The organism is Sphingomonas sp. NY01, from assembly GCF_038809135.1.
GTDB classification, from domain to species: domain Bacteria; phylum Pseudomonadota; class Alphaproteobacteria; order Sphingomonadales; family Sphingomonadaceae; genus Sphingomonas; species Sphingomonas carotinifaciens.
Map to the genome: position 1 here is coordinate 2,695,470 of NZ_CP101722.1, position 25,003 is coordinate 2,720,472.

Below are 25,003 nucleotides of genomic sequence, written 5' to 3' on the forward strand. Positions count from 1 at the left end.
ATGACGACAGACAAGGACTATTTCTACCAACGCGCCGAGGCCGAACTGCAACTGGCGCAGCGTGCGACGCACCCCGCCGCGGTGCGCGCCCATTACATCATCGCCAATCATTATCTGGACCGCGTGTATAGCCATTCTGTGATGAGCAGCCCGATGCTGCCCCGATCGGCCTGAGCCCATACGCGCCCGACCGGGAGTCGAATGACACCGGGTTGCTCCACCCCTTTCCCCGTTTATGTCGAGTAGCGGCGAGGCCGCGTATCAAGAGACACGTCGCGGCATGCGGCAATGTCTCGATACGCGTTCTCGCTACGCTCCTGCGGAGCTACTCGATCTCTACCTGACAAGAACGGATCAAGGGGGTGTCATCCTGCTCCGGCGTTGGATGACATCGGGTTGATCCCCCTCCCCGTTCATCTCGAGTAGCCGTCGAGTAGCGGCGCAGCCGCGTATCGAGACGGCGTATCGAGAGACACGTCGCCGCGTGTCGCCCGGTCTCGATACGCGCTCTCGCTACGCTCCTGCGGAGCTACTCGATCTCCACTCGACACGAACGGATCGAGGGAACGTCATCCTGCTCCAGCATTGGACGACATCGGATTGATCCCCCCGGCCCCGTTCATCTCGAGTAGCCGTCGAGCAGCGGCGCAGCCGCGTATCGAGACGGCGTATCGAGAGACACGTCGCCGCATGTGGCACTGTCTCGATACGAGCTCTCGACACGAACGGACCACGGGGATGTCATCCTGCGCTGATGCACGCTGCTCTACACGGCGGCCGGGCGGCTATCCTCGCTGATCGGCTGCTTCGGTTGGGTATCCAGCGTCCGCGACAGCGTCTCGAACCGGCTGCCATCCACCCGGATCTCGTTGAACGCCGGTGGCGAGTGTCGCACCCGCTTCGACAGCGTGCCCGCGCCGATCATCCGGATCGTCCACCCGTTGCGGTCGATCGGCACGTCGAAGGGATCATGGACATGGCCGGTCAGGACGGCATGGGCCCCCGCCGCCGCCAGCGCGGTCAGCGCGGCGTCGCCGTGGCGTGTCTTTGCCGTGCCCTTGGTTCCCCCTTCGATCAGGGGGTGATGCGCCGCCACGAAGATCAGGTTGCCCCGGGGCGCCTGCTCGATCAGCGACAGCGCGCGGGACAGCGATCCGGGGCTCACCCGCCCCTTGGACCAGTTCCACCGCCACTGCGCCCGCGCCGTCGTCTTCAGCGGCACCACGGTGATGCCGGCCAGATCCAGCGGCTGCTCGATCATCTTTTCCACCGTGGCATAGCGCTGATAGGGCGAAAACAGCCGCCGGAACGGGTCCCAGTAATAGGGGATGTCGTGATTGCCGACCTCCAGCGTCACCGGCACGCCCAGCGACCGCAACCAGGCGCCACCCGCCGCGAACTCGCTCTTGGTCGCCCGCATCGTCAGGTCGCCGGTCATGATGACCGCATCGGGCTTTTCCGTCGCGACCAGGTCGGAAAACCAGGCGATCGCCTCCGGGTCTTCCGCGCCGAAATGGACGTCGCTGACGTGGAACAGCCGCTTCATGCCCGGCATCCAGCGGTCGGGGCGGCGCGTCGATCGATAACATAGGCCATAAGGGCGGGCATTCTCCTGTTATTTCCGCAACGACCGGTCCGCGTGCACGTTCCCGGTCGTTGCGGCTCGGCACGCTTCCCTGCATGGACGCGCGATGCATTCCTACCCCGCCAAGCCGCTGTCGATCCTCACCCCCCTGTTGCTCGGCGCCACCCCCGTCATCGCCCAGACGGCCCCCGCCCCTGCCCCTGCCGCCAGCGAAGCGCCGATCATCGTCACCGGGCGCGGGCTGGACGACGCCCCCGGCGACCGCGCCTTCGACGTGGTGACGATCAACCGCGACCGCATCCTGCAAAGCGGCAGCAACCGTCTGGAAAGCGTGCTGGCCGACGTCACCGGCCTGCAACAGTTCCGCCGCTCCGACAGCCGTTCCGCCAATCCGACCAGCCAGGGCATCACCCTGCGCGGACTGGGTGGCAACGCCGCCAGCCGCACGCTCCTCCTGCTCGATGGCGTGCCGCAGACCGATCCGTTCGGCGGCTGGGTCGCCTTCCCGGCTTATGCCACCGGTCGACTCGGCCGCGTGCGCGTCACCCGCGGCGGCGGCTCGGGCTATCAGGGCCCCGGCGCGCTCGCCGGCACAATCGAACTGGACAGCGCCACCCCCGACCAGCTCAGCCCGGTCGACCTCTACGCCGCCTATGGCAGCCGCGACTCGGTCGATGCGCAAGGGGCCGCCTCGCTCGTCCGCCCTGGCGGCTTCGCGACGATCGCCGGCGCCTATACGCGCGGCGACGGCTTCATCCCGACGATCGCCGCGCAGCGTGGCCCGGTCGATCGCCCCGCCCCCTTCGAACAGGCCTCGGGCGCGATCCGCGGCGTTGCCAGCATCACAGCCGATACCGAGGTGCAGATGAACGTCTCCGCCTTTACCGACCGGCGCGAGCGCGGCACCGCCTTTACCGCCAACCAGTCGGAGGGCGCCGACGCCAGCATCCGCCTCGTCGGGCGCGGACGTTGGGGCTGGTCGGCGCTCGCCTATCTTCAGACGCGCGCCTTCGCCTCCAGCTTCGCCGCCATCAACGCCGCCCGCACCACCGCCACGCAGACGCTGGACCAGTATAACACCCCCGCCACCGGCCTCGGCGCCCGGCTGGAGGTCGCGCCCCCGATCGGCGAGCAGGTCGCCCTGCGCCTCGGCGCCGATATCCGCGACGTGTCGGGCAAGACGCAGGAACTCTACACCTTCGTCGCCGGCCTTCCGACCCGCCGGCGCGAGGCGGGGGGTGCCTCGCGCACCGCCGGCCTGTTCGCCGATGGCAGCGTGGAGGCCGGCGCGCTGACCCTCACCGCCGGCGGCCGGGTCGATGGGTGGCAGATCAGGGGCGGCATGCTGGCCGAGCGTACGCTGGCCACCTCCGCGGTGCTGACCGATGCGCGCTTTGCCGATCGCTCCGGCACCGAATGGACCGGCCGCGCCGGCCTCGCCTTCCGCCCCGCCGACCCCGTCACCGTGCGGGTTGCCGGCTATCGCGGCTGGCGCCTGCCGACGCTAAACGAACTCTATCGTCCTTTTCGCGTCGGTGCCGACGCCACCGCGGCGAACCCCGACCTGAACCCCGAACATCTGACCGGGGTGGAGGGCGGGATCGACCTGACCCCGCTGCCCGGCGTCCGCGTCTCGGCCACCTATTTCTACAACCGGCTGAGCGACGCCATCGCCAATGTCACCGCCGGCGCCGGCCCCGACACCTTCCCCGGCGTCGGCTTCGTCGCCGCCGGCGGCACCTACCGCGTCCGCCGCAACCTCGATGCGGTCCGCGCCCACGGCTTCGAGCTGGACGGCCGCTGGACGCGCGGCCCCCTGCTCGCCCGCGCAAGCTGGTCCCACACCAATGCCCGTGTCGAGGGATCCGGCCCCGCCGCCGCGCTCGACGATCTGCGCCCGGCGCAAACGCCGCGCGATCAGGTCTCGGGCACGCTCGGCTATACGCAGGGGCGCGCCGCGCTGACCGCCACCGTCCGCCACGTCGCCCGCCAGTTCGATGACGACCAGAACAGCCGCGCGCTGGCCGCGGCGACCACGGTCGATGCCTTTGCCTCGCTTCCCCTGACCCCCACCCTCGCGGTCGAGGCCCGGGCCGAGAATATCGGCGACGAGACGGTGGAAACCGGCTTTTCCGGCGCCGGCATCGTCGAGCGCGCCGTCCCCCGCACGCTGTGGATCGGCCTGCGCTACCGCCTGTAGCGGGGGACGCCTGCTTGTTTTGCGGTGCCGGCCCGCTCAGCCCCGCCGTACCAGCGCGGTCCGCAGGCATCGGCAGACGATCTGGTCACGCTGGTTCAGCGCCTCGTGCCGGAACGTCACCAGCCCCGCCTCGGGCCGCGAACGGCTGTCGCGCAGCGCCACCACCTCGGTCGTCGCGCGCAGCGTGTCGCCCAGGAACACCGGGTGGGGCATCACCAGCTCGTCATAGCCCAGATTGGCGACCAGCGTCCCCAGCGTCGTCTCCCCCACAGACAGCCCGACCATCAGGGCAAAGGTGAAGGTGCCGTTGACCAGGATCTGCCCGAACTCGCTTGCCCGCGCCGCCTCGACATCCAGGTGCAGCGGCTGCGGATTGTGTGTCATGGTGGAAAACAGCAGGTTGTCCGTCTCGGTCACCGTCCGGCGGATCGGATGCTCGATCCGGTCGCCGATCGTCCACCCCTCGAATGTGCGCCCGCTCATGCCGCGTCCTTCTCGATCCGCACCAGCAACCGCCCCTCGGCCACCTGCCCGCCCGTCACCGCGTCCAGCATGGCGACCACCCCGTCGAACGGCGCGACCAACGCATGTTCCATCTTCATCGCCTCCATCGTCACCAGCGGCTGGCCGCGCACCACCTGCGCCCCCTGCTCCACGGCGACCGCGATGATCCGTCCCGGCATCGGCGACAGGATCGCCCCATCGGACGCGCCCCCGGCCGCGGCACCATCCACCCGCCACGGCGCCAGCGTCCAGCTCTGCCCGCCCTGCATCACATAGGGTGCGGCCGGCCGCTCCGCCGCCGCCCCCAGCGTCACCGTCACCGCCTGCCCGTCCAGCAGCACCCGCGCCTCGCACCGCGCCGCGGCATTCAGCCGGAAGCCCGCCAACGGCCCCGGCTGCACCATCGCTGTCGCCGCCGCCGCCAGCACCGCCGCATCGGGCTCAGCGGGCGGCAACAGCGCGTCGCCCTCCCGCGCGATCAGCCCGGTATCCACCGTCCCCGACACGAACGCCGGATGCTCCAGCGCCCGCACCAGAAAGCCCGCATTGCTGCGCACCGGCCACACCGTCGCGCCGGCCAGCCTGTCGCGCAGGGCCACGCGTGCGTCCTCACGCGTGTGTCCCCACGCGATCACCTTGGCGATCATCGGATCGTAATAGGGCGTCACCGCGTCGCCCTGCCGCACGCCGGTATCGATGCGGATGCCGGCCCCGTCGCCCAGGTCGAACGCCTCCAGCCGTCCGATCGACGGCAGGAAGCCGCGCGCCGGGTCTTCGGCATAGAGCCGCGCTTCGATCGCGTGCCCCCGGATCGACAGGTCCGCCTGCGCGGCCGGCAGGCGCTTGCCCGCCGCGACACGCAACTGCCACTCCACCAGATCGACGCCGGTGATCGCCTCGGTCACCGGATGCTCGACCTGCAACCGGGTGTTCATCTCCATGAACCAGATGCGGTCGGCGCGCAGGCCCTCGCCCGCATCGGCGATGAATTCGATCGTGCCCGCGCCGACATAATCGACCGCCTTCGCGGCCCTGACCGCCGCGTCGCACACCGCCTCGCGCGTCGCCTCGTCCATCCCCGGCGCCGGCGCTTCCTCGATCACCTTCTGATGCCGCCGCTGCAACGAACAATCGCGCTCGAACAGATGCACGACATTGCCGTGGCGGTCCCCGAACACCTGCACCTCGATATGGCGCGGCGACAGGATATATTTCTCGATCAGGACGCGATCGTCGCCAAACGACGCCGCCGCCTCGCGCCGGCACGAGGCGAGCGCCGCGGCGAAGTCGCCGGGCGCATCCACCCGCCGCATCCCCTTGCCGCCGCCGCCCGCAACCGCCTTGATCAGCACGGGATAGCCGATCGCATCGGCCTCCGCCGCCAACCGTGCCTCGCCCTGATCCTCGCCCAGATAACCCGGCGTCACCGGCACCCCTGCCGCGATCATCCGCGCCTTCGCCGCATCCTTCAGCCCCATCGCGCGGATGCTGTCGGGGTTCGGGCCGACCCAGGTCAGCCCGGCATCGATCACGGCTTGCGCGAAGTCGGCATTCTCGCTGAGGAAGCCGTAGCCGGGGTGGATCGCATCCGCCCCGCTCGCCCGTACCGCCTCCAGGATGCGGTCGCCGCGCAGATAGCTGTCCCGCGCCGCCGCCGGTCCGATCAGCACTGCGGTATCGGCCAAGGCGACATGCAGCGCGCTCGCGTCCGCCTCGGAATAGACGGCCACGGTACGCATACCCATCGCCCGCGCCGTGCGAATGACCCGACAGGCAATCTCGCCGCGATTGGCGATCAACAGGGTAGAGATCATCATCAGGATTCCAGCACAAGCGTGATCGCGGTGCCGCCCCGCAGGGCGATGGCGTCCAGGATCACGGTCAGGATACGATCGAACCGCGCACCGACCTTCAGGCGAGCAGCCGCGGCATGGCGCAGGCGAATGGCGATCGGCGGATCGACAACGGCAACCAGCAGGTCGAACAGCGCATCCAGGCTGCCGCCATACCATTCGACGCCGGACGCATCACGGATGCGGGCATGGAAGTCCGCCTCGTCCACGATGCTCTCGCCGTCGATGCGAAGATCCATCGCCATCGCGCACTACATCCGGAACACGCCGAACGCCGCGCGTTCCGGGATCGGCGCGTTCAGCGTCGCGGCCAGCGCCAGGCCCAGCACGTCGCGCGTCTGCGCGGGATCGATGATGCCATCGTCCCACAACCGCGCCGTCGCGTACCAGGGATTGCCCTCTTCCTCATATTTGGCGCGGATCGGCGCCTTGAAGGCATCCGCCTCCTCCTCGCTCCAGCGCGCGGCATCGCGGTGGACGGTGGCCAGGACGCTCGCCGCCTGTTCGCCGCCCATCACGCTGATCCGCGCATTGGGCCAGGTGAACAGGAAACGCGGGGAATAGGCCCGCCCGCACATGCCGTAATTGCCCGCGCCGAAGCTGCCGCCGATCACCACCGTGATCTTGGGCACCTGCGCCGTGGCGACCGCGGTCACCAGCTTGGCCCCGTGCTTGGCGATCCCTTCCGCCTCGTACCGGCCGCCCACCATGAAACCCGCAATATTCTGCAGGAACAGCAGCGGGATACGCCGCTGGCATGCCAGCTCGATGAAATGCGCCCCCTTTTGTGCGCTCTCGGAGAACAGCACGCCGTTATTCGCCAGGATCGCGACCGGCTGGCCATGGATATGTGCAAAGCCACAGACCAGGCTGGTGCCGTAGAGCGGCTTGAACGCATGGAATTCCGAACCGTCGACGATCCGGGCGATCACCTCGTGCACGTCATAGGGCGCCCGCACGTCCGACGGGATCAGTCCGTACAGTTCCTCGGCCGGATAGAGCGGCGCGCGCGGGGGCGCCATGTTGACCGGCGCCGCCATCTGCGGCGGCAGCGTGGAGACGATATCGCGCAACAGGGTCAGCGCGTGCTCGTCATTCTCCGCGACATGATCGACCACGCCCGATCGCCGGCCATGCGTTTCCGCCCCGCCGAGTTCCTCGGCAGAGATCACCTCGCCCGTCGCCGCCTTGACCAGTGGCGGCCCGGCCAGAAAGATCGTGCCCTGCTCGCGCACGATCACCGTCTCGTCCGACATGGCCGGCACATAGGCCCCGCCCGCGGTGCAGCTGCCCATCACGCACGCGATCTGCGGGATGCCCGCCGCCGACATCTGCGCCTGGTTGAAGAAGATGCGCCCGAAATGGTCGCGGTCGGGAAACACCTCCGCCTGATGCGGCAGGTTCGCGCCGCCCGAGTCGACCAGATACAGGCAGGGCAGCCGGTTTTCCGCCGCGATCTCCTGCGCGCGCAGATGCTTCTTCACGGTCAGCGGGTAATAGGTGCCGCCCTTCACCGTCGCGTCGTTGGCGACGATCATCACCTGCCGCCCCGATACCCGGCCGATCCCGGCGATCACGCCCGCGCCGGGCACCTCCCCGCCATAAAGGCCGTTCGCCGCCAGCTGCCCGATTTCCAGAAACGGCGAGGCGGGGTCGAGCAGCCGCTCCACCCGTTCGCGCGGCAACAGCTTGCCCCGGCCGACATGGCGCTCGCGCGATGCCTCGCTGCCGCCCAGCCCGGCGACCGCGACATCGGCGCGCAGCCGCTCGGCCAGCGCGCGATTATGCGCGGCATTGGCGCGGAATGCTTCGGCCTCCGTCTGCACCGCGCTCGGCAGCACCCTCATTGCGCGACCTTCGGCTTGGCGCCGATCAGTTCGCGGCCGATCAGCATGCGGCGGATCTCGTTCGTCCCTGCGCCGATGTCGAGCAGCTTGGCATCGCGCGCGAAGCGCTCCACCGGCCAGTCCTTTGTATAGCCCGCCCCGCCCAGCGCCTGGATCGCCTCCAGCGAAACCTTGACCGCATTCTCGCTCGCCAGCAGGATCGCGCCCGCCGCATCGAACCGCGTCGTCCGCCCCGCGTCGCAGCTCCGCGCGACCGCATAGACATAGGCGCGCGAGGAATTGAGCGCGACATACATGTCGGCCACCTTGGCCTGGATAAGCTGAAACGTCCCGATCGCCTGCCCGAACTGCTCGCGCTCGCGGACATAGGGCACCACCACGTCGAGGCAGGCCTGCATGATGCCAAGCTGGATGCCCGCCAGCACCGCGCGCTCGTAATCCAGCCCGCTCATCAGCACGCCGACGCCGCCGTTCAGCGGCCCCATCACATTCTCCGCCGGCACGAAACAGTCGGTAAAGACCAGCTCGGCGGTCGGCGATCCGCGCATGCCCATCTTGTCGATCTTCTGCCCGATCGCGAAGCCCGGCATGTCGCGCTCGATCAGGAAGGCGGTGATCCCGCGGCTCCCCTCCCCCGTCTTGGCATAGACGACCAGCGTGTCGGCATAGGCGGCGTTGGTGATCCAGAACTTCGTGCCGTTCAGCCGGAACCCGCCCTCGACCGCCTCGGCCTTCAGCTTCATCGACACCACGTCCGACCCGGCCGTCACCTCCGACATCGCCAGGCTGCCGACATGTTCGCCGGAGATCAGCTTGGGCAGATACTTCGCCTTCTGCTCGGGGCTTCCCCAGCGGCTGATCTGATTGATGCACAGGTTGGAATGCGCGCCGTAGGAAAGGCCGAGCGAGGCCGAGGCGCGGCTGACTTCCTCGATCGCGACGACATGATCCAGATAGCCCAGTCCCAGCCCGCCATCCGCCTCGCCGACGGTGATGCCGTGCAGGCCCAGTGCGCCCATTTCCGGCCAGATGTCGCGGGGAAACCAGTCCTCCGCATCCATCCGCGCAGCCAGCGGGGCGATACGGTCGGTGGCGAAGCGTCGCGTGGCATCGCGGATCATGTCCGCGCTCTCGCCGAGCGCGAAGTCGAAATCGTCGATCATGGCCTCTCCGGGTCTGTAATTTTCTTTCGCTTCTAGCTTCAATTCGGTCTTGAGGGGAAGAGCGCTCTTTGTACGGTATTCGGCATTTCTCTTCCAAATTTGCAACGTCGCTCGAAAACCGGCATGCGGCTGCCATCCAGTGAGAGATGTGTACCCATGGCAACGCTGCCCGTAACGCCGCCGATCGGCGCCGATCTAACGGTCTGCGATCGCGAGCCGATCCATATCCCGGGTGCCATCCAGCCCCACGGCCTGCTGCTGGTCGCCGATCCCGCCACGCTGACCGTGATTGCGGGCGCCGGCGCGCTGGAGGAACGGCTCGCGCCCGACTGGTTGGGCCGCACGCTGTCCGATCTGCTCGCGCAGGATATCTCCGCGCTTCTTGCTAACACCATGGTCGGCCTGGGCTCCACCCTGACTGCCCAGCCGCTGACCACCGCCACCGAGCAGTTCGAGGTCGCGCTTCACCGCGGCGGCGACCGGCTGCTGGTCGAGCTGGAACCCGCCGAGCAGGACGCCCCCTGGGGGCGCGGCAGCGTGCTGCCCTGGCTGGATGCGGCCGCCACCACCTTCGAGCGTGCCAGCGACCTGCAATCGCTGTGCGAGCGTGCCGCGGTCGCCTTTCGTGCGCTGACCGGCTTCGACCGGGTCATGGTGTACCGCTTTCTCGACGACGATGCCGGTCGCGTCGTCGCCGAGGATGCCGCGCCCGATCTCGGCACCTTTCTCCACCACCATTTTCCCGCGTCCGACATCCCCAAACAGGCGCGCGCGCTCTATGTCCGCAATCGGACTCGGGTGATCCCGGCGATCGACTATACTCCGGCCCCGCTCCGCCCGATCGGCTTCGAGGCAACCGACCTGTCCGACGTGGCACTACGCAGCGTATCGCCTATCCACCTGCGCTACCTGAACAATATGGGTGTGGGCGCGTCGGCGTCGATCTCGATCGTCAAGGACGGGCTGCTCTGGGGCCTGATCGCGTGCCACAATGCCGCGCCGCGCCGCCTGTCGCCCGCCACCCGCTCCGCCGCCGCGATGCTCGCCAGCGGCCTTGCCCGCCAGATCCGCGCCAAGGAGGAAGCGGACACCTATCGCGAGCGCCTGCGCCTGCGTGCCGCGGAAGACAGCCTGCTGCCCCGCATCGCGACCAGCGGATCGCTGCGCAAGGCGGTGGACGCGCTGTCGAACGAACTGTGCCAGATGTTCCGCAGCGACGGCTTCGCCCTGGTCCAGGGTCCGGCGGTCGCCTGTCACGGCATCCATCCGGGATCGTTCGACATTCAGGAACTGGCGCGCTGGGTGCGTGCACGCGGCACCAGCGACCTGTTCGCGACGCACGAGTTGGCGCAGCATGTACCGGAAGCTGCGGATTATTCGGACCGTGCCAGCGGGCTGCTCGCACTGCCGCTGGTCGATGACGGCGCCGTCCTGCTCTGGTTCCGCGCCGAACAGGTCGAGGAGGTCGAATGGGCCGGCAACCCCCACAAGGCGGTCGACCTGAAGCCCGGCGAGATCCTGTCGCCGCGCGCCTCGTTCGAAAGCTGGGTGGAAACGGTGCGCGGTCGCGCCCGTCACTGGACGCTGGAGGAGATCGAGGCTGCGCATCGCCTGCGCCGCGCGTTGCACGACATCCACCAGACGCAGCGCCTGCGCACGCTGAACACCGAGTTGCAGCGGACGCTCGCCGACAAGGACGCCTTGCTCCAGCAGAAGGACGTGCTGATGAAGGAGGTGGACCACCGCGTCCAGAACAGCCTCCAACTCGTCTCGGCCTTTCTGTCGCTGCAAAGCAAGGCGGCCAACGACCCCACCGTGCGCGCGCATCTGTCGGAGGCGCAGGCGCGCCTGTCCGCGGTCGCGCTGGTCCATCGCCGCCTCTACCGCGACGACCAGATCCAGACGGTCGACCTCGCCCGCTATCTGGAGGAACTGGTCGGCGACATGAAGGCATCGCTGGGCGCCGACTGGGCGCAGTCGATCCGCCTCGACCTCGCCCCCGTCCTGATGCCCACCGACCGGGCGATCAATCTTGGGCTGGTGACCACCGAACTGCTCATCAACGCGACCAAATATGCCTATGGCGGCGCGGCCGGCCCGATCGCCATTTCGCTGGAACAGCATCGCAACCGCCTGCGCCTGATCGTGGCCGACGATGGCCGCGGCAAGACGGGTGACGGGGCCGGCTTCGGCAGCCGCATGATGACCGCCATGATGTCCCGCCTGTCCGGCACCATCGACCATGTCGACAACCAGCCCGGCCTGCGCGTGATCGTCACCGCCCCGATCGAGGATCGGCCAAGCTGACACCCGTTAAGCAGTGACAATCCTGCTCCCTCTCCCCTTCGGGGAGAGGGCTGGGGTGAGGGGCTACCCCACGCGCAGCACTGCTGGTCTACCCCTCATCCTCCCCACGGCTCACGCCGCGGGCCCCTTTCCTCTCCCCGACGGGGAGAGAGCTACAACAAAGCCTGTTGGTACAACCCGAACGTCGCCTCCGCCGCACCAACGGCCCGGTCCAGCGCGCCCTCGTCCACCAGCGCCGCATCCAGCGCCGCGCGTAAGGAACGCCACTCGCCCGGCGCGAACACCGCGGAGAGATACGCCCGCGGCAATCCCGCCCCGACGTCGCGCGCCAGCATGGCCCCGCCCAGCCGGGATCCCTCGACCACGTACAGCGCGCCCCAGGCCGCCGCATCGTCATCGGGCAACGCGAACGGCAAGGGTGCGGGCATTTCGACGCCAAGCGCCGCCAGATCCTCCGCCAGCGCCCCCGCACGCGGCCGCCAGTCGGGCATCCCCGCGCGGCCCGAAAGCCACGCCTCCACCGCCGGCAAAGCCCGCGCATGCGCGATCAGGAAGGCCCGATAGCCCCCGGCATCCGCCAGGTCATAGCCTGCAAAGGCCGCGTCCACCGCCGCATGCGCGGCGGCGGTCCGTTCGCGCAATGCCAGCGCCGCGCTCACTTCAGGCAGGCGACGATCCCGGCGATCACCGCCAGCGTTTCCTCCGGATCGCGCACCCGCACCGTGTCCAGACCCAGCTCCTTGGCAGGATAATCGTTGCCGCCGGGGAAGATCGCATCGCCGATGAACATCATCGCATCCAGCGCGATGCCGCTCTCGTCACGCAGGCGCTTCAGGCCGTACGCCTTGTCGACACCTTCCTGCGTGATGTCGATCGAGGTCGCGCCGCCCATGTTGATCGACAGGCCCGGCAGGCGCTTCTTCAGGTCGGCCTGGATCACCTTGCGCTTCTCGAACTTGGGGTCCCAATGCTCCTTTTCCTTGACCGGCGCCTGCTGGCCCAGCGCGGAAAAGGTGATCTGGCTGCCGCGATCCTCGATCCGCTCGCCCCAGGTCTGCTCGGGCACGAAGCCGGTCGCCTCCAGCGAGGCATCGAACGCCTCCAGGATCTTGGCCTTGGTCGCATCGTCGAACAGCTCGGCATAGACCGTGGTCCACTGCCCGTCCTGCCAGGTGAACAGCTTGGTGCCCGTCGTCGGCATCAGCCACAGCTTCGACCGGTCGGCGCGCTCGGGCAGGCGGCTCGCCACCTGCTTGTCGAACTGCGGCCAGTCCCCGCCGGAGATTACCGCGACATGCGCAACGTCCAGCAGATCGGCCAGTGCCTCGCCCATCGGATCGCCCAGCGGCTGCTTGCTTTCGGCCAGGGTGCCATCGAGGTCGAAGGCGACGAGCTGCTTCATGTACGAACTCCGGTACGGGGAAAGATAATGGTATCAATGGCGTGTGCCACGCCGTCTTCGGCGTTGGAACGGGTATGTGTCGCCACCTGTGCCTTTACGGCACTGGGCGCATTTCCCATCACGATGGGCAGGCCGGCGCGCAGCAGCATCGGCAGGTCGTTCGCCTGGTCCCCGATCGCGGCGACCTCCGCCAGGCCCACGTCGAAGGCCTTGGCGAGCGACGCGACACCCTCGCCCTTATTTGCTTCCAGTGCGGTGATGTCGAGATAATAGGTCTGCGACTGCGCGATGGTGGCATCGTCGCCGTGCATGCCCGCGATCCGCTCATGCAGCGCACGCAGCACGGGCGGGTCGTCGCTGACAAAGGTGATCTTGTCGACCTCGCCTGCCAGCGCATCGAAATCCCGCGTGATCACCGGCTCCTGGGCGGAGGCGATGCGCTCATGATCGACATGTTCGCCCTCCGGATTGCTGGCATACCAGCGATCGGCGGCGAACACCCAGATATCGACGGCCACGTCGCGGGCTGCTTCCAGGGCACCGCGCACCACAGGTTCGGGCACGCGAAAGCGCGCCTCGATCGTCCCGTCCCGGCGAAACACCGTCCCGCCATTGAACGCGCCAACCGGGGCATCGACCCCCAGCGTCTCGACCAGCGCCATCAACCCCGACCGGGGTCGCGCACTGATGATCGTGAAGCCGACGCCCGCCGCCTCCAGCCGCCGCACCGCCGCGATTGTGGCGGGGCGCAGCGTCTTGTTGGGATCGACCAGCGTGCCGTCGACATCGGAGACGACGAGCCGGATCGGCGTCGTCATTGCGGGATTTCGGTATGGCCGCCAAAGCCGAAGCGCATGGCCGACAGCACCTGGTCGCCGAACGTATGCTCCACGCGGCTACGATAGCGCGCGAACAGCGAGGCGGTCAGCACATTGGCCGGCACCTTTTCCTCCATCGCCGCATCGATCGTCCACTGGCCCTCACCCGAATCCGCGACATGGCCGGAGAATTGTTCCAGCATCTCGTCCTTGGCCAGCGCACTTGCGGTCAGGTCGAGCAGCCAGGACGAGATCACGCTGCCGCGCCGCCACACCTCGGCAATGTCGGTCAGGTTCAGGTCGAAGCGTTCATCTTCCGGCAGCTTATCGGAATTCTTCGACTTCAGAATGTCGAAGCCCTCGGCATAGGCCTGCATCAGGCCGTATTCGATGCCGTTGTGGATCATCTTCACGAAATGCCCGGCACCCGCGGGTCCGGCGTGGATATAGCCCTTTTCGGCACGCGGGTCGGCCTTTTCGGCGACGCGGCCCGGCGTGCGGACGATGTCGCCCGTGCCCGGCGCCAGCGTGTCGAAGATCGGGTCGAGATAGCGCACCGTCTCTTCGCTGCCGCCGATCATCATGCAATAGCCGCGATCCAGGCCCCATACGCCGCCGGACGTGCCGACATCGACATATTCGATGCCCTTTTCCCGCAGCTCCTTGGCGCGGCGGATATCGTCCTTGTAGAAGCTGTTGCCGCCATCGATCACGATGTCGCCCGCCTTCGCGTCGGCGCAGATCTGCTGGATCGTGTCCTCGGTCGGGCCGCCTGCGGGCAGCATCACCCACCAGATGGCGGGACTGTCCAGCTTGGTCGCCATGTCCGCGATACCGCTGGCGCCCTGCGCGCCGTCCGCGGTCAGCTTCTCCACCGCCGCCGCATCGCGATCCCAGGCGACGACCTCATGGCCGGCCTTCATCAACCGCCGCGCGATGTTGCCGCCCATCCGGCCAAGACCGATCAGACCGATTTTCATGCAAACGCTCCTACTCAATATTGCCCTCGCCACCCGGCGGAAAGGGAAGGACCCCACGGCCCTGCCGTGGGGAGGGTGAGGGGCTGCGAACAACGCAACCCGGTTTAAGGTCCCTCCCCCTGATCGGCTTTACGCCTCGGCCGGCTGCTTCTTGGCGATTGCACCCAGCAGATCGTCGAACGCGGTGGTGAAGGACGCCACGCCCTCCTCGACCAGCCGACCCGTCACGCCGTTCAGGTCCAGCCCCAGCCGCTCGGCTTCGGCCAGCACGTGGCGCGCCTCGTCCACATCGGCGGTCAGCGTGTTCGCCACCGTGCCACGCTCGCGGAACGCGTCCATCGTCTTGGGCGGCATGGTGTTCACCGTGTCCGGCCCGATCAGCGTGTCGACATACAGCGTGTCCGGATAGGCCGGGTCCTTGGTACCCGTCGATGCCCAGAGCAACCGCTGCGGCTGCGCGCCCTTTGCGGCCAGCGCCTGCCAGCGGTCGGACTTGATGAAGTCCAGATACCATTGATAGGCGAGCTTTGCGTTGGCGATCGCCACCTTGCCGCGGATCGCCTTCAGCGCCTCGGCCTCCGGATCGCCGTCCTTCACGCGCTGGTCGATCGCCTTGTCGATCGAGGAATCGATGCGGCTGACGAAGAAGCTGGCGACGCTGGCGATCCGGTCGATCGGCTCGCCCTTCTTCACCCGCTCTTCCAGTCCCATCGCATAGGCTTCCGCCACCCGCGCATAGGAACCTTGCGAGAACAGCAGCGTGACGTTGACGTTGATCCCCTTGGCGATCGTTGCCGCGATCGCGGGCGCGCCCGCCGGCGTGCCGGGGATCTTGATCATCAGGTTCGGCCGGTCGACCGCATGCCACAGCTTCTCGGCCTCGGCGATCGTCGCGTCGGTATCGTCGGCGATGTAGGGCGACACCTCCAGGCTGACATAGCCGTCCCTGGCGTCCAGCCGGTCGTAGACGGGGCGCAGCGTCTCGGCTGCCGCCTTGATGTCCTGGATCGCCAGATGCTCGTAACGGTCGATCGTCGCCGCGCCGGGGTTCTCCTTGTCGAACGCGGCCAGCGTTCCGTCATAGGCGTCGCCGTGGCCCATCGCCTTTTCGAAGATCGACGGGTTCGACGTCACGCCGGTCAGCCCGTCCTCGGCGACGAGCGCGTCCAGCCCGCCCGCCTCCAGGAACTTGCGATCCACGAAATCGAGCCACACTGCGCAGCCCGCGGCGCTCATGTCCTTGAGCGTGCTCATCACTTGGTCTCCAGCAGTTCGCGCGCCACCTTGACGACATTGTCCACGGTGAAGCCGTATTTGTCCTGCAGCTTGGATATGGGGGCGGAGGCCCCGAACGTCGACATGGTGATCGTGCGGCCCGCCAGGCCGACATAACGGTCCCACCCGATCGACCCGGCCTGCTCCACCGCCAGACGCGCCGTGACATGGCCCGGCAGCACCGACTCCTTGTAGGCGGCGTCCTGCATCTCGTAGCGATACCAGCTCGGCATCGACACGACCCGCGCCTTCACCCCGTCGGCGCACAGCTTTTCATACGCCTCGGTGACCAGCGCCAGTTCCGATCCGGTCGCGATCAGGATCACGTCGGGCGTGCCGTCGCAATCGGCGAGCACGTAAGCACCCTTCTCCACGCCCGACGCGGGCGCATATTTGCCCCGGTCCAGCGTCGGCAGCGGCTGGCGCGACAGCACCAGCACCGTCGGCCGGCTGCTGTTGGTCATCGCGCAGCGCCACGCCTCCGACACCTCGTTGGCGTCGCCCGGCCGGATCGTGTCCAGCCCCGGAATGGCACGCAGCGTGGCGAGATGCTCGATCGGCTGGTGCGTCGGCCCGTCCTCGCCCACGCCGATCGAATCGTGCGTGAAGACGAAGATCGCGCCGATCTCCATGATCGCCGCCAGTCGGATCGGTGCGCGCATATAGTCGGCGAACACCAGGAAGGTCGCGCCGTAGGAGCGCAGGTGCGACAGCGCCATGCCATCCACGATCGCGCCCATGCCATGCTCGCGCACGCCGAAATGCATGTTGCGGTCGCCATAGGAGCCCGCCTGGAACGATCCGCCATCCTTGATCAGCGTCTTGGTCGACGGCGCCAGATCCGCCGATCCCCCGACCAGCCACGGCACCTTGGCCGCGATCGCGTTCAGCGCCTTGCCACCGGACTCGCGGCTCGCCACGCCCTTGGCATCCGCCTCATAGACCGGCAGGTCGGCGTCCCAGCCCTCGGGCAGTTCGTCCTTGAGCATCGCATCGAGCTCGGCCGCCAGTTTCGGATGCGCTTGCCGATAGCGATCGACCATCGCCACCCATTCGTCGCGCAGCGGCTTACTGCGCGCCTCGATCGCGCCCTGGAACGCCTCGCGCACCCCGTCCGGCACCAGGAACTGCGCATCCTCGGGCCAGCCATAGGCCTTTTTGGTCGCGCGGATCGCCTCGTCGCCCAGCGGCTCGCCATGCGCCTTCTCGCTGCCCGCCTTGGGGCTGCCATAGCCGATCACCGAGTGCACCACGATAAAGGTCGGCTTGTCCCGCGTGGCCTTGAACGTATCCAGCGCCTTGCACAGCGCGGCCACGTCGTTGGCGTCGTCCACGTGCAGCACGTTCCAGCCATAGGCCTCGAACCGCTTGCCCACATCCTCGTCAAAAGCGAGGTCGGTGCCGCCCTCGATCGAGATATGGTTGCTGTCGTAGATCCAGCACAGGTTGGACAGCTTCAGGTGCCCGGCGGTCGATGCCGCCTCGGACGCGACGCCCTCCATCATGTCGCCGTCGCCGCACACCACGTACACGTCATGGTCGAAGACGGGGAAACCCTCGCGGTTGAAATGCGCGGCCAGCCAGCGCTCGGCGATCGCCATGCCCACCGAATTGCCGCAACCGGCGCCCAGCGGCCCCGTGGTCGTCTCGACCCCGGTGGTGTGGCGATATTCGGGATGGCCCGGCGTGCGCGACGAGAGCTGCCGGAACTGCTTGATGTCATCCAGGCTGATCGCCGGGTTGCCGGTCTTGTTGCCGTCCGCGTCGATCTCCTCGATCCCCGCGAGATGCAGCAGGGCGTAGAGCAGCATCGACGCATGCCCCACCGACAGCACGAAGCGGTCGCGGTTCGGCCAGTCGGCATGGGCCGGGTCGAAGCGAAGATAGCGCGACCAGAGCGTGTGCCCGACCGGCGCCAGCGCCATCGGCGTGCCGGGGTGGCCCGAATTGGCCTTTTGCACCGCATCCATCGACAGGGTGCGGATCGTATCGATCGTCAGGCGCTCGATCGAACCGTCCTCGTGAAGGTGCGAGTCCGCGCTCGAAGCGGTGGTGGCTGCGTCAGTCATGAAAGTGGGGCCTCATTCTCGTCAGCGACCGAACGCCCGCGCATCCGATCTGGTTGCCAAGACGTTTTCGGCCTTAACGGCCAAGTGCCCTCCGTTCCAGTCTCGTAACAACACCATCCTCGGCAATGATCGCCGCATCCACCTCGGACAGGAACAGGCCGTGCCCCACCACGCCGGGGATCGACGCCACCGCGGCCGCCATCCGCTGCGGATCGGCATCGCGCCAGCCATGGCCGTCCAGGATGACGTTGCCGTTATCCGTCTCCACCCCCTCCCTTTTTTCCACCCGCTCGAACAACCCGGCGAGCGCGCGCGCCACGAAGCGCTCGGCAAAGGGCAGAACCTCCACCGGCAGTTTCGCCGCGCCCACCCGGTCCACGCGCTTGCTGCCATCGGCGATCACCACCATCCGGTCGGACGCGGCGGCCACCACCTTCTCGCGCAGCATCGCCCCGCCCGCGCCCTTGACCGCGACCAGCATCGAATCGATCTCGTCCGCTCCGTCGATGGTCAGGTCGACCCGGCTGATCCCCGCAAAATCGCGCACCACCAGCCCGCCCTCCCGCGCCGCGCGCGCGCTCGCCTCGGACGTGGCGACCACCTCGATCGCCGGCCGGCGATCGACCAGAAGGGCGATCAGGTGCGCCGCCGTGCTGCCGGTGCCCAGCCCCACCAGCATCCCGTCGCGCACCATCTCCACGGCGGCGGCGGCGGCGGCCCGCTTGTCGGTATCGATCGTCATGATCCTGTTGATCCTTGGGTATTTCGGGAAAGCGGGCGTTGCGACAAATTGCGACACATATAACGCGTCCACCGGCTTGCATTTCCGTCCCGCTCGCCGCCATTAGGTCAGATCGCACAACCCATTTCCCGCGCCGCGCCGTCGGCCGTGCAGAAACGGCTGCGCGATACGAGACACAGGTAGAACGACTTGAACACAGCATCGATTCGCGGGCGCCGGCTGCCGGCCGGTGTCGCCCTCCTCACCCTCGCCCTGCTGCTTGCCGCGTGTGGCGGCGGCGGTGAGCAAAAGGCGGCGGGCAAGGGTCCGGGTCAGCGCACGCCCACGGTCGGCTTTGTCACGCTCCAGCCCACCGATGCCCCGATGGTGGTCGAACTCGCCGCACGGACCTTTGCGTTCGAAAGCTCGGACGTGCGCCCGCAGGTCTCCGGCGTGATCCGCCGCCGCTTCTTCACCGAGGGTGCACTTGTCCAGCGCGGCCAGCCGCTCTACGAGATCGACCCGCGCGTCTACAGCGCCGCCGTCAACGAGGCCGCCGCCAACCTCCAGAGCGCCCGCGCGAATGCGGAGGCGACGCGCATCCAGGCCGAACGCTTCCGCCCGCTCGCCGAGATCGAGGCGGTGTCGAAGCAGGATTACACCAACGCACTCGCCGCCAGCCGCCAGGCGCAGGCCAGCGTCGCCCAGACCCAGGCCGCGCTGCAGACCGCGCGCGTCAACCTGCAATTCACCACCGTGCCCGCGCCGATCACCGGCCGCATCGGCCGTTCGCTGTTCACCGTCGGCGCGCTCGTCACCGCCAACCAGGCCGATCCGCTGGCGCAGATCCAGCGGCTCGATCCGATGTTCGTCGACATCCAGCAATCCGCCGCCGACCTGCTCGGCTTGCGCCGCAGCCTGACGCGCGACGGCATCGTTCCCGCCTCCGCACAGGTTCACCTGAAGCTGGAGGACGGCAGCGAATACGGCCCCGCCGGCACCGTGCAGTTCGCCGAATATGTGGTGGATCAGCAGACCGGCACCGTCACGCTGCGCGCCCGCTTCCCCAATCCGCAAGGGTTGCTGCTTCCCGGCATGTTCGTCCGCGCCCGCTTTGCGCAGGCGATCAACCGCCGGGCCTATCTCGTCCCGCAACAGGCGGTGTCGCGTGATCCCAAGGGGAATGCGACCGTGTTCGTCGTCGGCCCGGACAACAAGGCCGCGCAAAAGACCATTCGTGCCGACCGTACCCAGGGCGACGCCTGGGTCGTCACCGGCGGCCTCGACGGCAACGAGCGGATCATCACGCAAGGGCTGAACAACCTGCGCGCCGGCCAGACGGTGAAGCCCGTCGCCGCCGCGTCGCCGCAGCGCGTCGCCCCGCCATCGCCCGAACAGATGAAGCAGATGCAGTCCAAGCAGAAGGCGGGCTGACCCGGCCATGATCAGCCGTATCTTTATCGATCGCCCGATCTTCGCCTGGGTTCTTGCCATCCTCGTCATGCTGGGTGGCATCGGCGGCATCATGGGCCTGCCGATTGCGCAATATCCCGACGTCGCCCCGCCACAGGTGTCGATCCGCGCCAATTTCCCCGGCGCCTCGGCGCAGACGTTGCAGAACTCGGTCACCCAGGTGCTGGAACAGCAGCTTACCGGCATCGACGGGCTGCTCTACTTCTCGTCCTCCTCGTCCAGCCGCGGCCAGGTGACGATCACCGCCACCTTCGAAAAGGGCACCGACCCCGATATCGCGCAGGTCCAGGTGCAGAACCAGGTGCAGCAGGCGGTCGCCCGTCTGCCGCAACAGGTGCAGCAACAGGGCCTGACCGTCCGCAAGTCCAACCCGGACTTCCTGCTCATCGCCGGCGTCTATGACGAAACCGACAAGATGACGAACCAGGACGTGTCAGACTATCTGGTGTCCAATCTTCAGGACCCGCTCGGGCGCGTCCAGGGGGTCGGCGACACCAACGTGTTCGGCTCGCAATATGCGATGCGCATCTGGCTGAATCCCGAACGGCTCAACAGCTACCAGTTGATCCCGTCCGACATCACCACCGCCATCCAGAACCAGAATGCCGAGGTCGCGGCCGGCGAGGTCGGCGGCCTGCCCTCGCCCACCACCCAGATGCTGAACGCGACCGTCACCGCCCAGTCGCGCCTTCAGACCCCCGAACAGTTCCGCAACATCATCGTGAAGACGCTGGTCAGCGGCGCCACCGTGCGCCTGTCGGACGTCGCCCGGATCGAATTGGGCGCGGAAAGCTATGCCGCGGTCAGCCGGATCAACCGCCATCCGGGCGCCGGCATCGCGGTGCTGATGGCGCCGGGCGCCGACGCGCTGAAGACCGCGGAAGCCGTGAAGGCGGAGATCGCGCGCGTCGCCAAGGGATTCCCGCCCGGCCTGAAGATCGCCTACGCCAACGACACCACCGACTTCATCAAGCTGTCGATCGACGAGGTGGTGAAGACCTTGTTCGAGGCGATCATCCTCGTCGTCATCGTCATGTTCGTCTTTCTGCAAAGCTGGCGCGCGACGCTCATCCCGACGATCGCGGTGCCCGTCGTGCTGCTCGGCACCTTTGGCGTCTTCTATCTCGCCGGCTTCTCGATCAACACGCTGACCCTGTTCGGCCTCGTTCTCGCCATCGGCCTGCTCGTCGACGACGCGATCGTCGTGGTCGAGAATGTCGAGCGTTTGATGGAGGAGGACCCCGAACTGTCCCCGCGCGACGCGACGATCAAGTCGATGGACGAGATCACCGTCGCCCTGATCGCCATCGCCCTTGTCCTGTCGGCGGTGTTCCTGCCAATGGCGTTCTTCGGCGGCTCGACCGGCGTCATCTACCGGCAATTCTCCGTCACCGTCGTCGCCGCGATGATCCTGTCGGTGCTGGTCGCGCTCATCCTCTCGCCCGCGCTCACCGCCACCCTGCTCAAGCGCAAGAAGCAGGAGGGCGAGGAAGCCGAATGGCTGGAGCGCAAGTTCCCCCGCGTCGCGCATGGGTTCGAGCGGGCCAAGACCTGGTTCAACACCAATTTCGACAAGGGCGTCGACAAATATACCGGCGCCGTTCGCTATGTGGTCGACCGCAAATGGCTGTTCCTGCTGATCTATGCCGGCACGCTGGCGTTGCTCGCGGTGCTGTTCCTGCGCCTGCCCACCGGCTTCCTGCCGACCGAGGATCAGGGCTCCGCGATCGTCCAGTTCCGCCTGCCTGCCGGCGCGACGCAGGGGCGCACGCTCCAGATCCAGCGTCAGGTGGAGCAGTATTTCGCCCAGCATGAGGGCAAGAACGTCCGCGTGCTCTTCACCGTCGCCGGCGGCGGCGGTGGCGGCACCAGCGGCCAGAATACCGGCCAGGGCTTCATCAACTTCGTCGACTGGAGCGAACGCAAGGGCAAGGAGAACAGCGCGGATGCGGTCGTCGGCCGCGCCTCCGCGGCCTTTAGCGGGCTTCGCGATGCGCAGGTCTTCGCACTGGTGCCGCCCGCGGTCCGCGGCCTCGGTCAGTCGGACGGCTTCACCATGCAGTTGCAGAACAGCTCGGGCATGAGCCAGGAGAAGTTCGCCGAGGCGCGCGACAAGCTGCTCGCCGCCGCCAATGCCGATCCCGATCTTGCCTCGGTGCGTCTGACCGAACTGCCCGACATCGCCACGCTGCGCGTCGATATTGACCAGCAGAAGCTGGCGGCGCTGGGGCTGACCCAGGCCAGCGTCAATTCCACCCTGTCGACCGCCTGGGGCGGCCAATATGTCAACGACTTCATCGACCGCGGCCGCGTCAAGCGCGTGTTCGTGCAGGGCGATGCGCCGTTCCGGTCGCAGCCCGACGATCTGAAGCAGTGGTTCGTCCGCGGCTCGGCAGGGCAGATGGCCCCCTTCTCGTCCTTCTCGACGATCGCCTGGGGCCAGGCGCCGACCACGCTGTCGCGCTTCAATGGCATCCCGTCCTTCGAATTTCAGGGTTCGGCGGCCCCGGGCAAAAGCTCGGGCGACGCGATGGAGCGGATCGCGGAGCTTGCCGCGCAGATTCCGGGCACGTCGGTCGCCTGGGCGGGCCTTTCGTACCAGGAACGCCTGTCGGCGGGTCAGGCGCCGATCCTGTACGGCCTGTCGATTCTCGTGGTTTTCCTGTGCCTTGCCGCGCTTTATGAAAGCTGGTCGATCCCCATCGCCGTCCTCCTCATCATCCCCCTAGGCCTGATCGGCGCCATCGCCTTCGTCACGCTGCGCGGTCTGACCAACGACGTGTATCTCCAGATCGGCCTGCTCACCACGATGGGTCTGGCGGCCAAGAACGCGATCCTGATGATCGAATTTGCCGAACAGGCGGAAAAACAGGGCAAGCGCGTGATCGATGCGGCGCTGGAGGCGGCACGCATCCGTCTGCGGCCGATCCTGATGACCAGCTTCGCCTTCATCTTCGGCGTGCTGCCGCTGGCGATCTCGACGGGTGCGGGCGCGAACAGCCGCATCGCGATCGGCACCGCGGTGATCGGCGGCATGCTGACCGCCACCGTGCTGGCGATCTTCTACATTCCGCTGTTCTTCGTGCTGGTCCGGCGCGGGGTGCGCGATGGTCTGGCCAAGGTTCGCGGCCGCCCGACCGGCCACCGCGGCAAGGAGGCGGAGCAGGCCTGATGACGAAAACGCTCTCCCTTCTCCTCGCGGCCGGCGCGCTGGCGGGCTGTTCGATGACGCCGAACTATGTGCGCCCGGAACTGCCCGTCCCGATGTCGTGGCCGGTGGGCGATGCCTATCTGCGCCAGTCGGAGGCGACGCTGCCTGCCGTCACCTACCGCGACATCTTCCGCGACACTCGTCTGCAACAGCTCATCGCCCAGGCGCTCGCCACCAACCGCGACCTGCGTGTCGCCGCCGCCAACATCACCGCCGCCCGCGCCCAATACCGCATCCAGCGCGCCGACCTCCTCCCCCAGCTCGACGCCAGCGGCCGCTACACCTACTCCGGCGGGGGGCGCGGTGCCCGCAGCACCGCCACGAGCGGCGGCGGCACAGGCGCGGGCACAGGCGCGGGAACGGGTACGGGCACGGGAACCGGCACCGGTACGGGAGCCACCCCGGGCACCGGCGGCGGTACGGGGACGGGCGGCACCGTCGTCACCAGTTCATCGGGTGGCAGCGCCTTCTCGGTCGATCTGGGCGCGACCGCGTTCGAGCTGGACCTGTTCGGCCGGATCCGGGCGCTGACCGGTGCGGCGCTGGACCGTTATTTCGCGACGGAAGCGGCGGCGCGCGCGACACGGTTGTCGCTGGTCGGGGAGATCGGCTACGCGTGGCTGACCTACGGGGCGGATCGCAGCCTGCTCAAGATCGCCGAGGACACCGCCCGCGTCGCCGAACAGAGCGTGCGCCTGACCCAGGCACGGCTGTCCGGCGGGATCGCACCGCGCACCGATCTGCGTCAGGCCGAACAGATACTGGAAACCGCGCGCGCCGATCTGGCGCAGCAACGCACGCTGGTTGCGCAGGACATCAACGCGCTGCAACTGCTGGTCGGCGCCCCCGTCGACCCGACCTTGCTGCCGGCCTCGATCGAAGAGGCGGCACCGGCGATCGTCGCGCTGCCGGCCGGACTGGATTCGGGCATCCTCCTGCGCCGCCCCGATGTGGTGCAGGCCGAATATGAGCTGCGTGCAGTGAACGGCGAGGTCGGTGCCGCCCGCGCCGCCCTGTTCCCCCGTATCTCGCTCACCGGTCTCGTCGGCTTTGCCAGCACCGCGCTCGGCTCCCTCTTCTCGGGCGGCAGCTTCAACTATTCGGTCGCCCCCTCGGTCAGCTATCCGATCTTCCGCGCCGGCGCGGGCGTGGCCGGCGTCCGCTATTCGGAGGCGCAGCGGGACGCGGCGCTCGCCAATTACGAGCGCGCCATCCAGATCGCATTCCGTGAAACCAGCGACGCGCTCGCACGGCAAGGGACGATCGCCGAGCAGCTATCCGCAAACCAGCGCTTCCTGGCGGCCGCGGCCGACACGCTGCGGCTGGCGGATGCCAGCTATCGCGGCGGCATCACGCCGTTCCTCAATACGCTGGATGCACAGCGCTCCTTCTATGCCGCGCAACAGACGGTCATCACGACACAGCTGGTCGCGGCGTCGAACCGGGTTACGCTGTACCGGGTGCTGGGCGGGGACTCGCTGCTGGAGGCGACCCGCAACGGCCCGGTGGAGGTGGCCCCCGACGGAACACGTCGATAGCCGGACCGGAAAGCTTATCCCGGTCCGGCGACATTCCCGTCGGCAGGCCGTCTAAGC

At 68.0% G+C, this 25,003-nt stretch carries 19 protein-coding genes; 6 read left to right on the forward strand and 13 right to left on the reverse strand.

What is annotated here, in order from left to right; all coding sequences use genetic code 11:
• Nucleotides 1-174 (forward strand): hypothetical protein, encoded by a 174-nt coding sequence (locus NPJ82_RS13115; RefSeq protein WP_342657624.1) that lies wholly within the window; start codon nucleotides 1-3, stop codon nucleotides 172-174.
• Nucleotides 175-766: 592 nt separating this feature from the next.
• Here NPJ82_RS13115 and NPJ82_RS13120 read toward each other — a convergent pair.
• Entirely contained in the window at nucleotides 767-1,546 is a 780-nt protein-coding gene (locus NPJ82_RS13120; protein ID WP_342657625.1) for a metallophosphoesterase, read from the reverse strand.
• Between the two features lie 145 nt (nucleotides 1,547-1,691).
• Here NPJ82_RS13120 and NPJ82_RS13125 point away from each other — a divergent pair, with 145 nt between their 5' ends.
• Nucleotides 1,692-3,785, forward strand: coding sequence for a TonB-dependent receptor (locus tag NPJ82_RS13125; protein ID WP_342657626.1), 2,094 nt, complete (start codon nucleotides 1,692-1,694; stop codon nucleotides 3,783-3,785).
• A 36-nt stretch (nucleotides 3,786-3,821) separates the two neighbouring features.
• On the opposite strand, the gene NPJ82_RS13130 is transcribed toward NPJ82_RS13125, so the two are convergent.
• From NPJ82_RS13130 to NPJ82_RS13150, 5 genes are read right to left on the reverse strand one after another with little or no spacing between them, the layout of a single operon-like run.
• Complete coding sequence (locus NPJ82_RS13130) at nucleotides 3,822-4,268, reverse strand: MaoC family dehydratase (RefSeq protein WP_112381176.1); 447 nt, start codon at nucleotides 4,266-4,268, stop codon at nucleotides 3,822-3,824.
• Nucleotides 4,265-6,103 carry an acetyl/propionyl/methylcrotonyl-CoA carboxylase subunit alpha gene (locus NPJ82_RS13135; RefSeq protein WP_342659020.1) on the reverse strand — a complete coding sequence of 613 codons (1,839 nt, stop codon included), beginning with the start codon at nucleotides 6,101-6,103 and terminating at the stop codon, nucleotides 4,265-4,267. Before NPJ82_RS13135 ends, NPJ82_RS13130 begins: the two co-directional genes overlap by 4 nt.
• A gap of 2 nt (nucleotides 6,104-6,105) precedes the next feature.
• Nucleotides 6,106-6,387: a barstar family protein gene (locus NPJ82_RS13140; RefSeq protein WP_342657627.1), complete on the reverse strand. Its 282-nt coding sequence runs from the start codon at nucleotides 6,385-6,387 to the stop codon at nucleotides 6,106-6,108.
• Nucleotides 6,388-6,393: 6 nt separating this feature from the next.
• Entirely contained in the window at nucleotides 6,394-7,989 is a 1,596-nt protein-coding gene (locus NPJ82_RS13145) for a carboxyl transferase domain-containing protein (protein ID WP_342657628.1), read from the reverse strand.
• Nucleotides 7,986-9,152: an acyl-CoA dehydrogenase family protein gene (locus NPJ82_RS13150; protein WP_342657629.1), complete on the reverse strand. Its 1,167-nt coding sequence runs from the start codon at nucleotides 9,150-9,152 to the stop codon at nucleotides 7,986-7,988. Before NPJ82_RS13150 ends, NPJ82_RS13145 begins: the two co-directional genes overlap by 4 nt.
• 156 nt (nucleotides 9,153-9,308) lie before the next feature.
• On the opposite strand from NPJ82_RS13150, the gene NPJ82_RS13155 reads away from it, so the two are divergent.
• The gene (locus NPJ82_RS13155; RefSeq protein WP_342657630.1) at nucleotides 9,309-11,459 is read left to right on the forward strand and encodes a histidine kinase dimerization/phosphoacceptor domain -containing protein; all 2,151 of its coding nucleotides are present in this window, start codon (nucleotides 9,309-9,311) and stop codon (nucleotides 11,457-11,459) included.
• Between the two features lie 152 nt (nucleotides 11,460-11,611).
• On the opposite strand, the gene NPJ82_RS13160 is transcribed toward NPJ82_RS13155, so the two are convergent.
• The 7 genes from NPJ82_RS13160 to rpiA all read right to left on the reverse strand — a co-directional run bounded on the left by NPJ82_RS13160 (nucleotide 11,612) and on the right by rpiA (nucleotide 18,745).
• Nucleotides 11,612-12,118, reverse strand: a complete 507-nt coding sequence (locus tag NPJ82_RS13160; RefSeq protein ID WP_342657631.1) for a biliverdin-producing heme oxygenase — start codon at nucleotides 12,116-12,118, stop codon at nucleotides 11,612-11,614.
• Nucleotides 12,115-12,861 (reverse strand): HAD-IIB family hydrolase, encoded by a 747-nt coding sequence (locus NPJ82_RS13165; RefSeq protein WP_267349297.1) that lies wholly within the window; start codon nucleotides 12,859-12,861, stop codon nucleotides 12,115-12,117. Before NPJ82_RS13165 ends, NPJ82_RS13160 begins: the two co-directional genes overlap by 4 nt.
• Nucleotides 12,858-13,679 (reverse strand): Cof-type HAD-IIB family hydrolase, encoded by an 822-nt coding sequence (locus NPJ82_RS13170; protein ID WP_342657632.1) that lies wholly within the window; start codon nucleotides 13,677-13,679, stop codon nucleotides 12,858-12,860. The genes NPJ82_RS13165 and NPJ82_RS13170 overlap by 4 nt, the downstream gene beginning before the upstream one ends.
• Nucleotides 13,676-14,659 carry a phosphogluconate dehydrogenase (NAD(+)-dependent, decarboxylating) gene (gnd, locus tag NPJ82_RS13175; RefSeq protein WP_112381183.1) on the reverse strand — a complete coding sequence of 328 codons (984 nt, stop codon included), beginning with the start codon at nucleotides 14,657-14,659 and terminating at the stop codon, nucleotides 13,676-13,678. The genes NPJ82_RS13170 and gnd overlap by 4 nt, the downstream gene beginning before the upstream one ends.
• Before the next feature lie 129 nt (nucleotides 14,660-14,788).
• Nucleotides 14,789-15,913, reverse strand: coding sequence for a transaldolase (gene tal / locus NPJ82_RS13180; protein WP_342657633.1), 1,125 nt, complete (start codon nucleotides 15,911-15,913; stop codon nucleotides 14,789-14,791).
• Entirely contained in the window at nucleotides 15,913-18,003 is a 2,091-nt protein-coding gene (gene tkt / locus NPJ82_RS13185) for a transketolase (RefSeq protein WP_342657634.1), read from the reverse strand. The genes tal and tkt overlap by 1 nt, the downstream gene beginning before the upstream one ends.
• Before the next feature lie 73 nt (nucleotides 18,004-18,076).
• On the reverse strand, nucleotides 18,077-18,745 hold the full coding sequence (gene rpiA / locus NPJ82_RS13190) for a ribose-5-phosphate isomerase RpiA (protein ID WP_342657635.1): 669 nt from the start codon (nucleotides 18,743-18,745) through the stop codon (nucleotides 18,077-18,079).
• A 189-nt stretch (nucleotides 18,746-18,934) separates the two neighbouring features.
• Here rpiA and NPJ82_RS13195 point away from each other — a divergent pair, with 189 nt between their 5' ends.
• From NPJ82_RS13195 to NPJ82_RS13205, 3 genes are read left to right on the forward strand one after another with little or no spacing between them, the layout of a single operon-like run.
• Nucleotides 18,935-20,158, forward strand: a complete 1,224-nt coding sequence (locus NPJ82_RS13195) for an efflux RND transporter periplasmic adaptor subunit (protein WP_211368629.1) — start codon at nucleotides 18,935-18,937, stop codon at nucleotides 20,156-20,158.
• Between the two features lie 7 nt (nucleotides 20,159-20,165).
• Nucleotides 20,166-23,369, forward strand: a complete 3,204-nt coding sequence (locus NPJ82_RS13200; RefSeq protein ID WP_342657636.1) for an efflux RND transporter permease subunit — start codon at nucleotides 20,166-20,168, stop codon at nucleotides 23,367-23,369.
• A complete protein-coding gene (locus NPJ82_RS13205; protein WP_342657637.1) occupies nucleotides 23,369-24,946 on the forward strand; it encodes an efflux transporter outer membrane subunit in 1,578 nt (525 codons plus the stop codon). The genes NPJ82_RS13200 and NPJ82_RS13205 overlap by 1 nt, the downstream gene beginning before the upstream one ends.
• Nucleotides 24,947-25,003 lie beyond the last annotated feature (57 nt).

Bases quoted from the DNA above. Each gene is read 5' to 3' on its own strand.
- tal (WP_342657633.1), bottom strand. From the start codon at position 15,913: ATGAGCACGCTCAAGGACATGAGCGCCGCGGGCTGCGCAGTGTGGCTC.
- tkt (WP_342657634.1), bottom strand. From the start codon at position 18,003: ATGACTGACGCAGCCACCACCGCTTCGAGCGCGGACTCGCACCTTCAC.
- NPJ82_RS13165 (WP_267349297.1), bottom strand. From the start codon at position 12,861: ATGAAGCAGCTCGTCGCCTTCGACCTCGATGGCACCCTGGCCGAAAGC.
- NPJ82_RS13120 (WP_342657625.1), bottom strand. From the start codon at position 1,546: ATGAAGCGGCTGTTCCACGTCAGCGACGTCCATTTCGGCGCGGAAGAC.
- NPJ82_RS13155 (WP_342657630.1), top strand. From the start codon at position 9,309: ATGGCAACGCTGCCCGTAACGCCGCCGATCGGCGCCGATCTAACGGTC.
- NPJ82_RS13170 (WP_342657632.1), bottom strand. From the start codon at position 13,679: ATGACGACGCCGATCCGGCTCGTCGTCTCCGATGTCGACGGCACGCTG.
- NPJ82_RS13150 (WP_342657629.1), bottom strand. From the start codon at position 9,152: ATGATCGACGATTTCGACTTCGCGCTCGGCGAGAGCGCGGACATGATC.
- NPJ82_RS13200 (WP_342657636.1), top strand. From the start codon at position 20,166: ATGATCAGCCGTATCTTTATCGATCGCCCGATCTTCGCCTGGGTTCTT.
- NPJ82_RS13115 (WP_342657624.1), top strand. From the start codon at position 1: ATGACGACAGACAAGGACTATTTCTACCAACGCGCCGAGGCCGAACTG.
- NPJ82_RS13125 (WP_342657626.1), top strand. From the start codon at position 1,692: ATGCATTCCTACCCCGCCAAGCCGCTGTCGATCCTCACCCCCCTGTTG.
- NPJ82_RS13135 (WP_342659020.1), bottom strand. From the start codon at position 6,103: ATGATCTCTACCCTGTTGATCGCCAATCGCGGCGAGATTGCCTGTCGG.
- gnd (WP_112381183.1), bottom strand. From the start codon at position 14,659: ATGAAAATCGGTCTGATCGGTCTTGGCCGGATGGGCGGCAACATCGCG.
- NPJ82_RS13140 (WP_342657627.1), bottom strand. From the start codon at position 6,387: ATGGCGATGGATCTTCGCATCGACGGCGAGAGCATCGTGGACGAGGCG.
- NPJ82_RS13130 (WP_112381176.1), bottom strand. From the start codon at position 4,268: ATGAGCGGGCGCACATTCGAGGGGTGGACGATCGGCGACCGGATCGAG.
- NPJ82_RS13145 (WP_342657628.1), bottom strand. From the start codon at position 7,989: ATGAGGGTGCTGCCGAGCGCGGTGCAGACGGAGGCCGAAGCATTCCGC.
- NPJ82_RS13205 (WP_342657637.1), top strand. From the start codon at position 23,369: ATGACGAAAACGCTCTCCCTTCTCCTCGCGGCCGGCGCGCTGGCGGGC.
- rpiA (WP_342657635.1), bottom strand. From the start codon at position 18,745: ATGACGATCGATACCGACAAGCGGGCCGCCGCCGCCGCCGCCGTGGAG.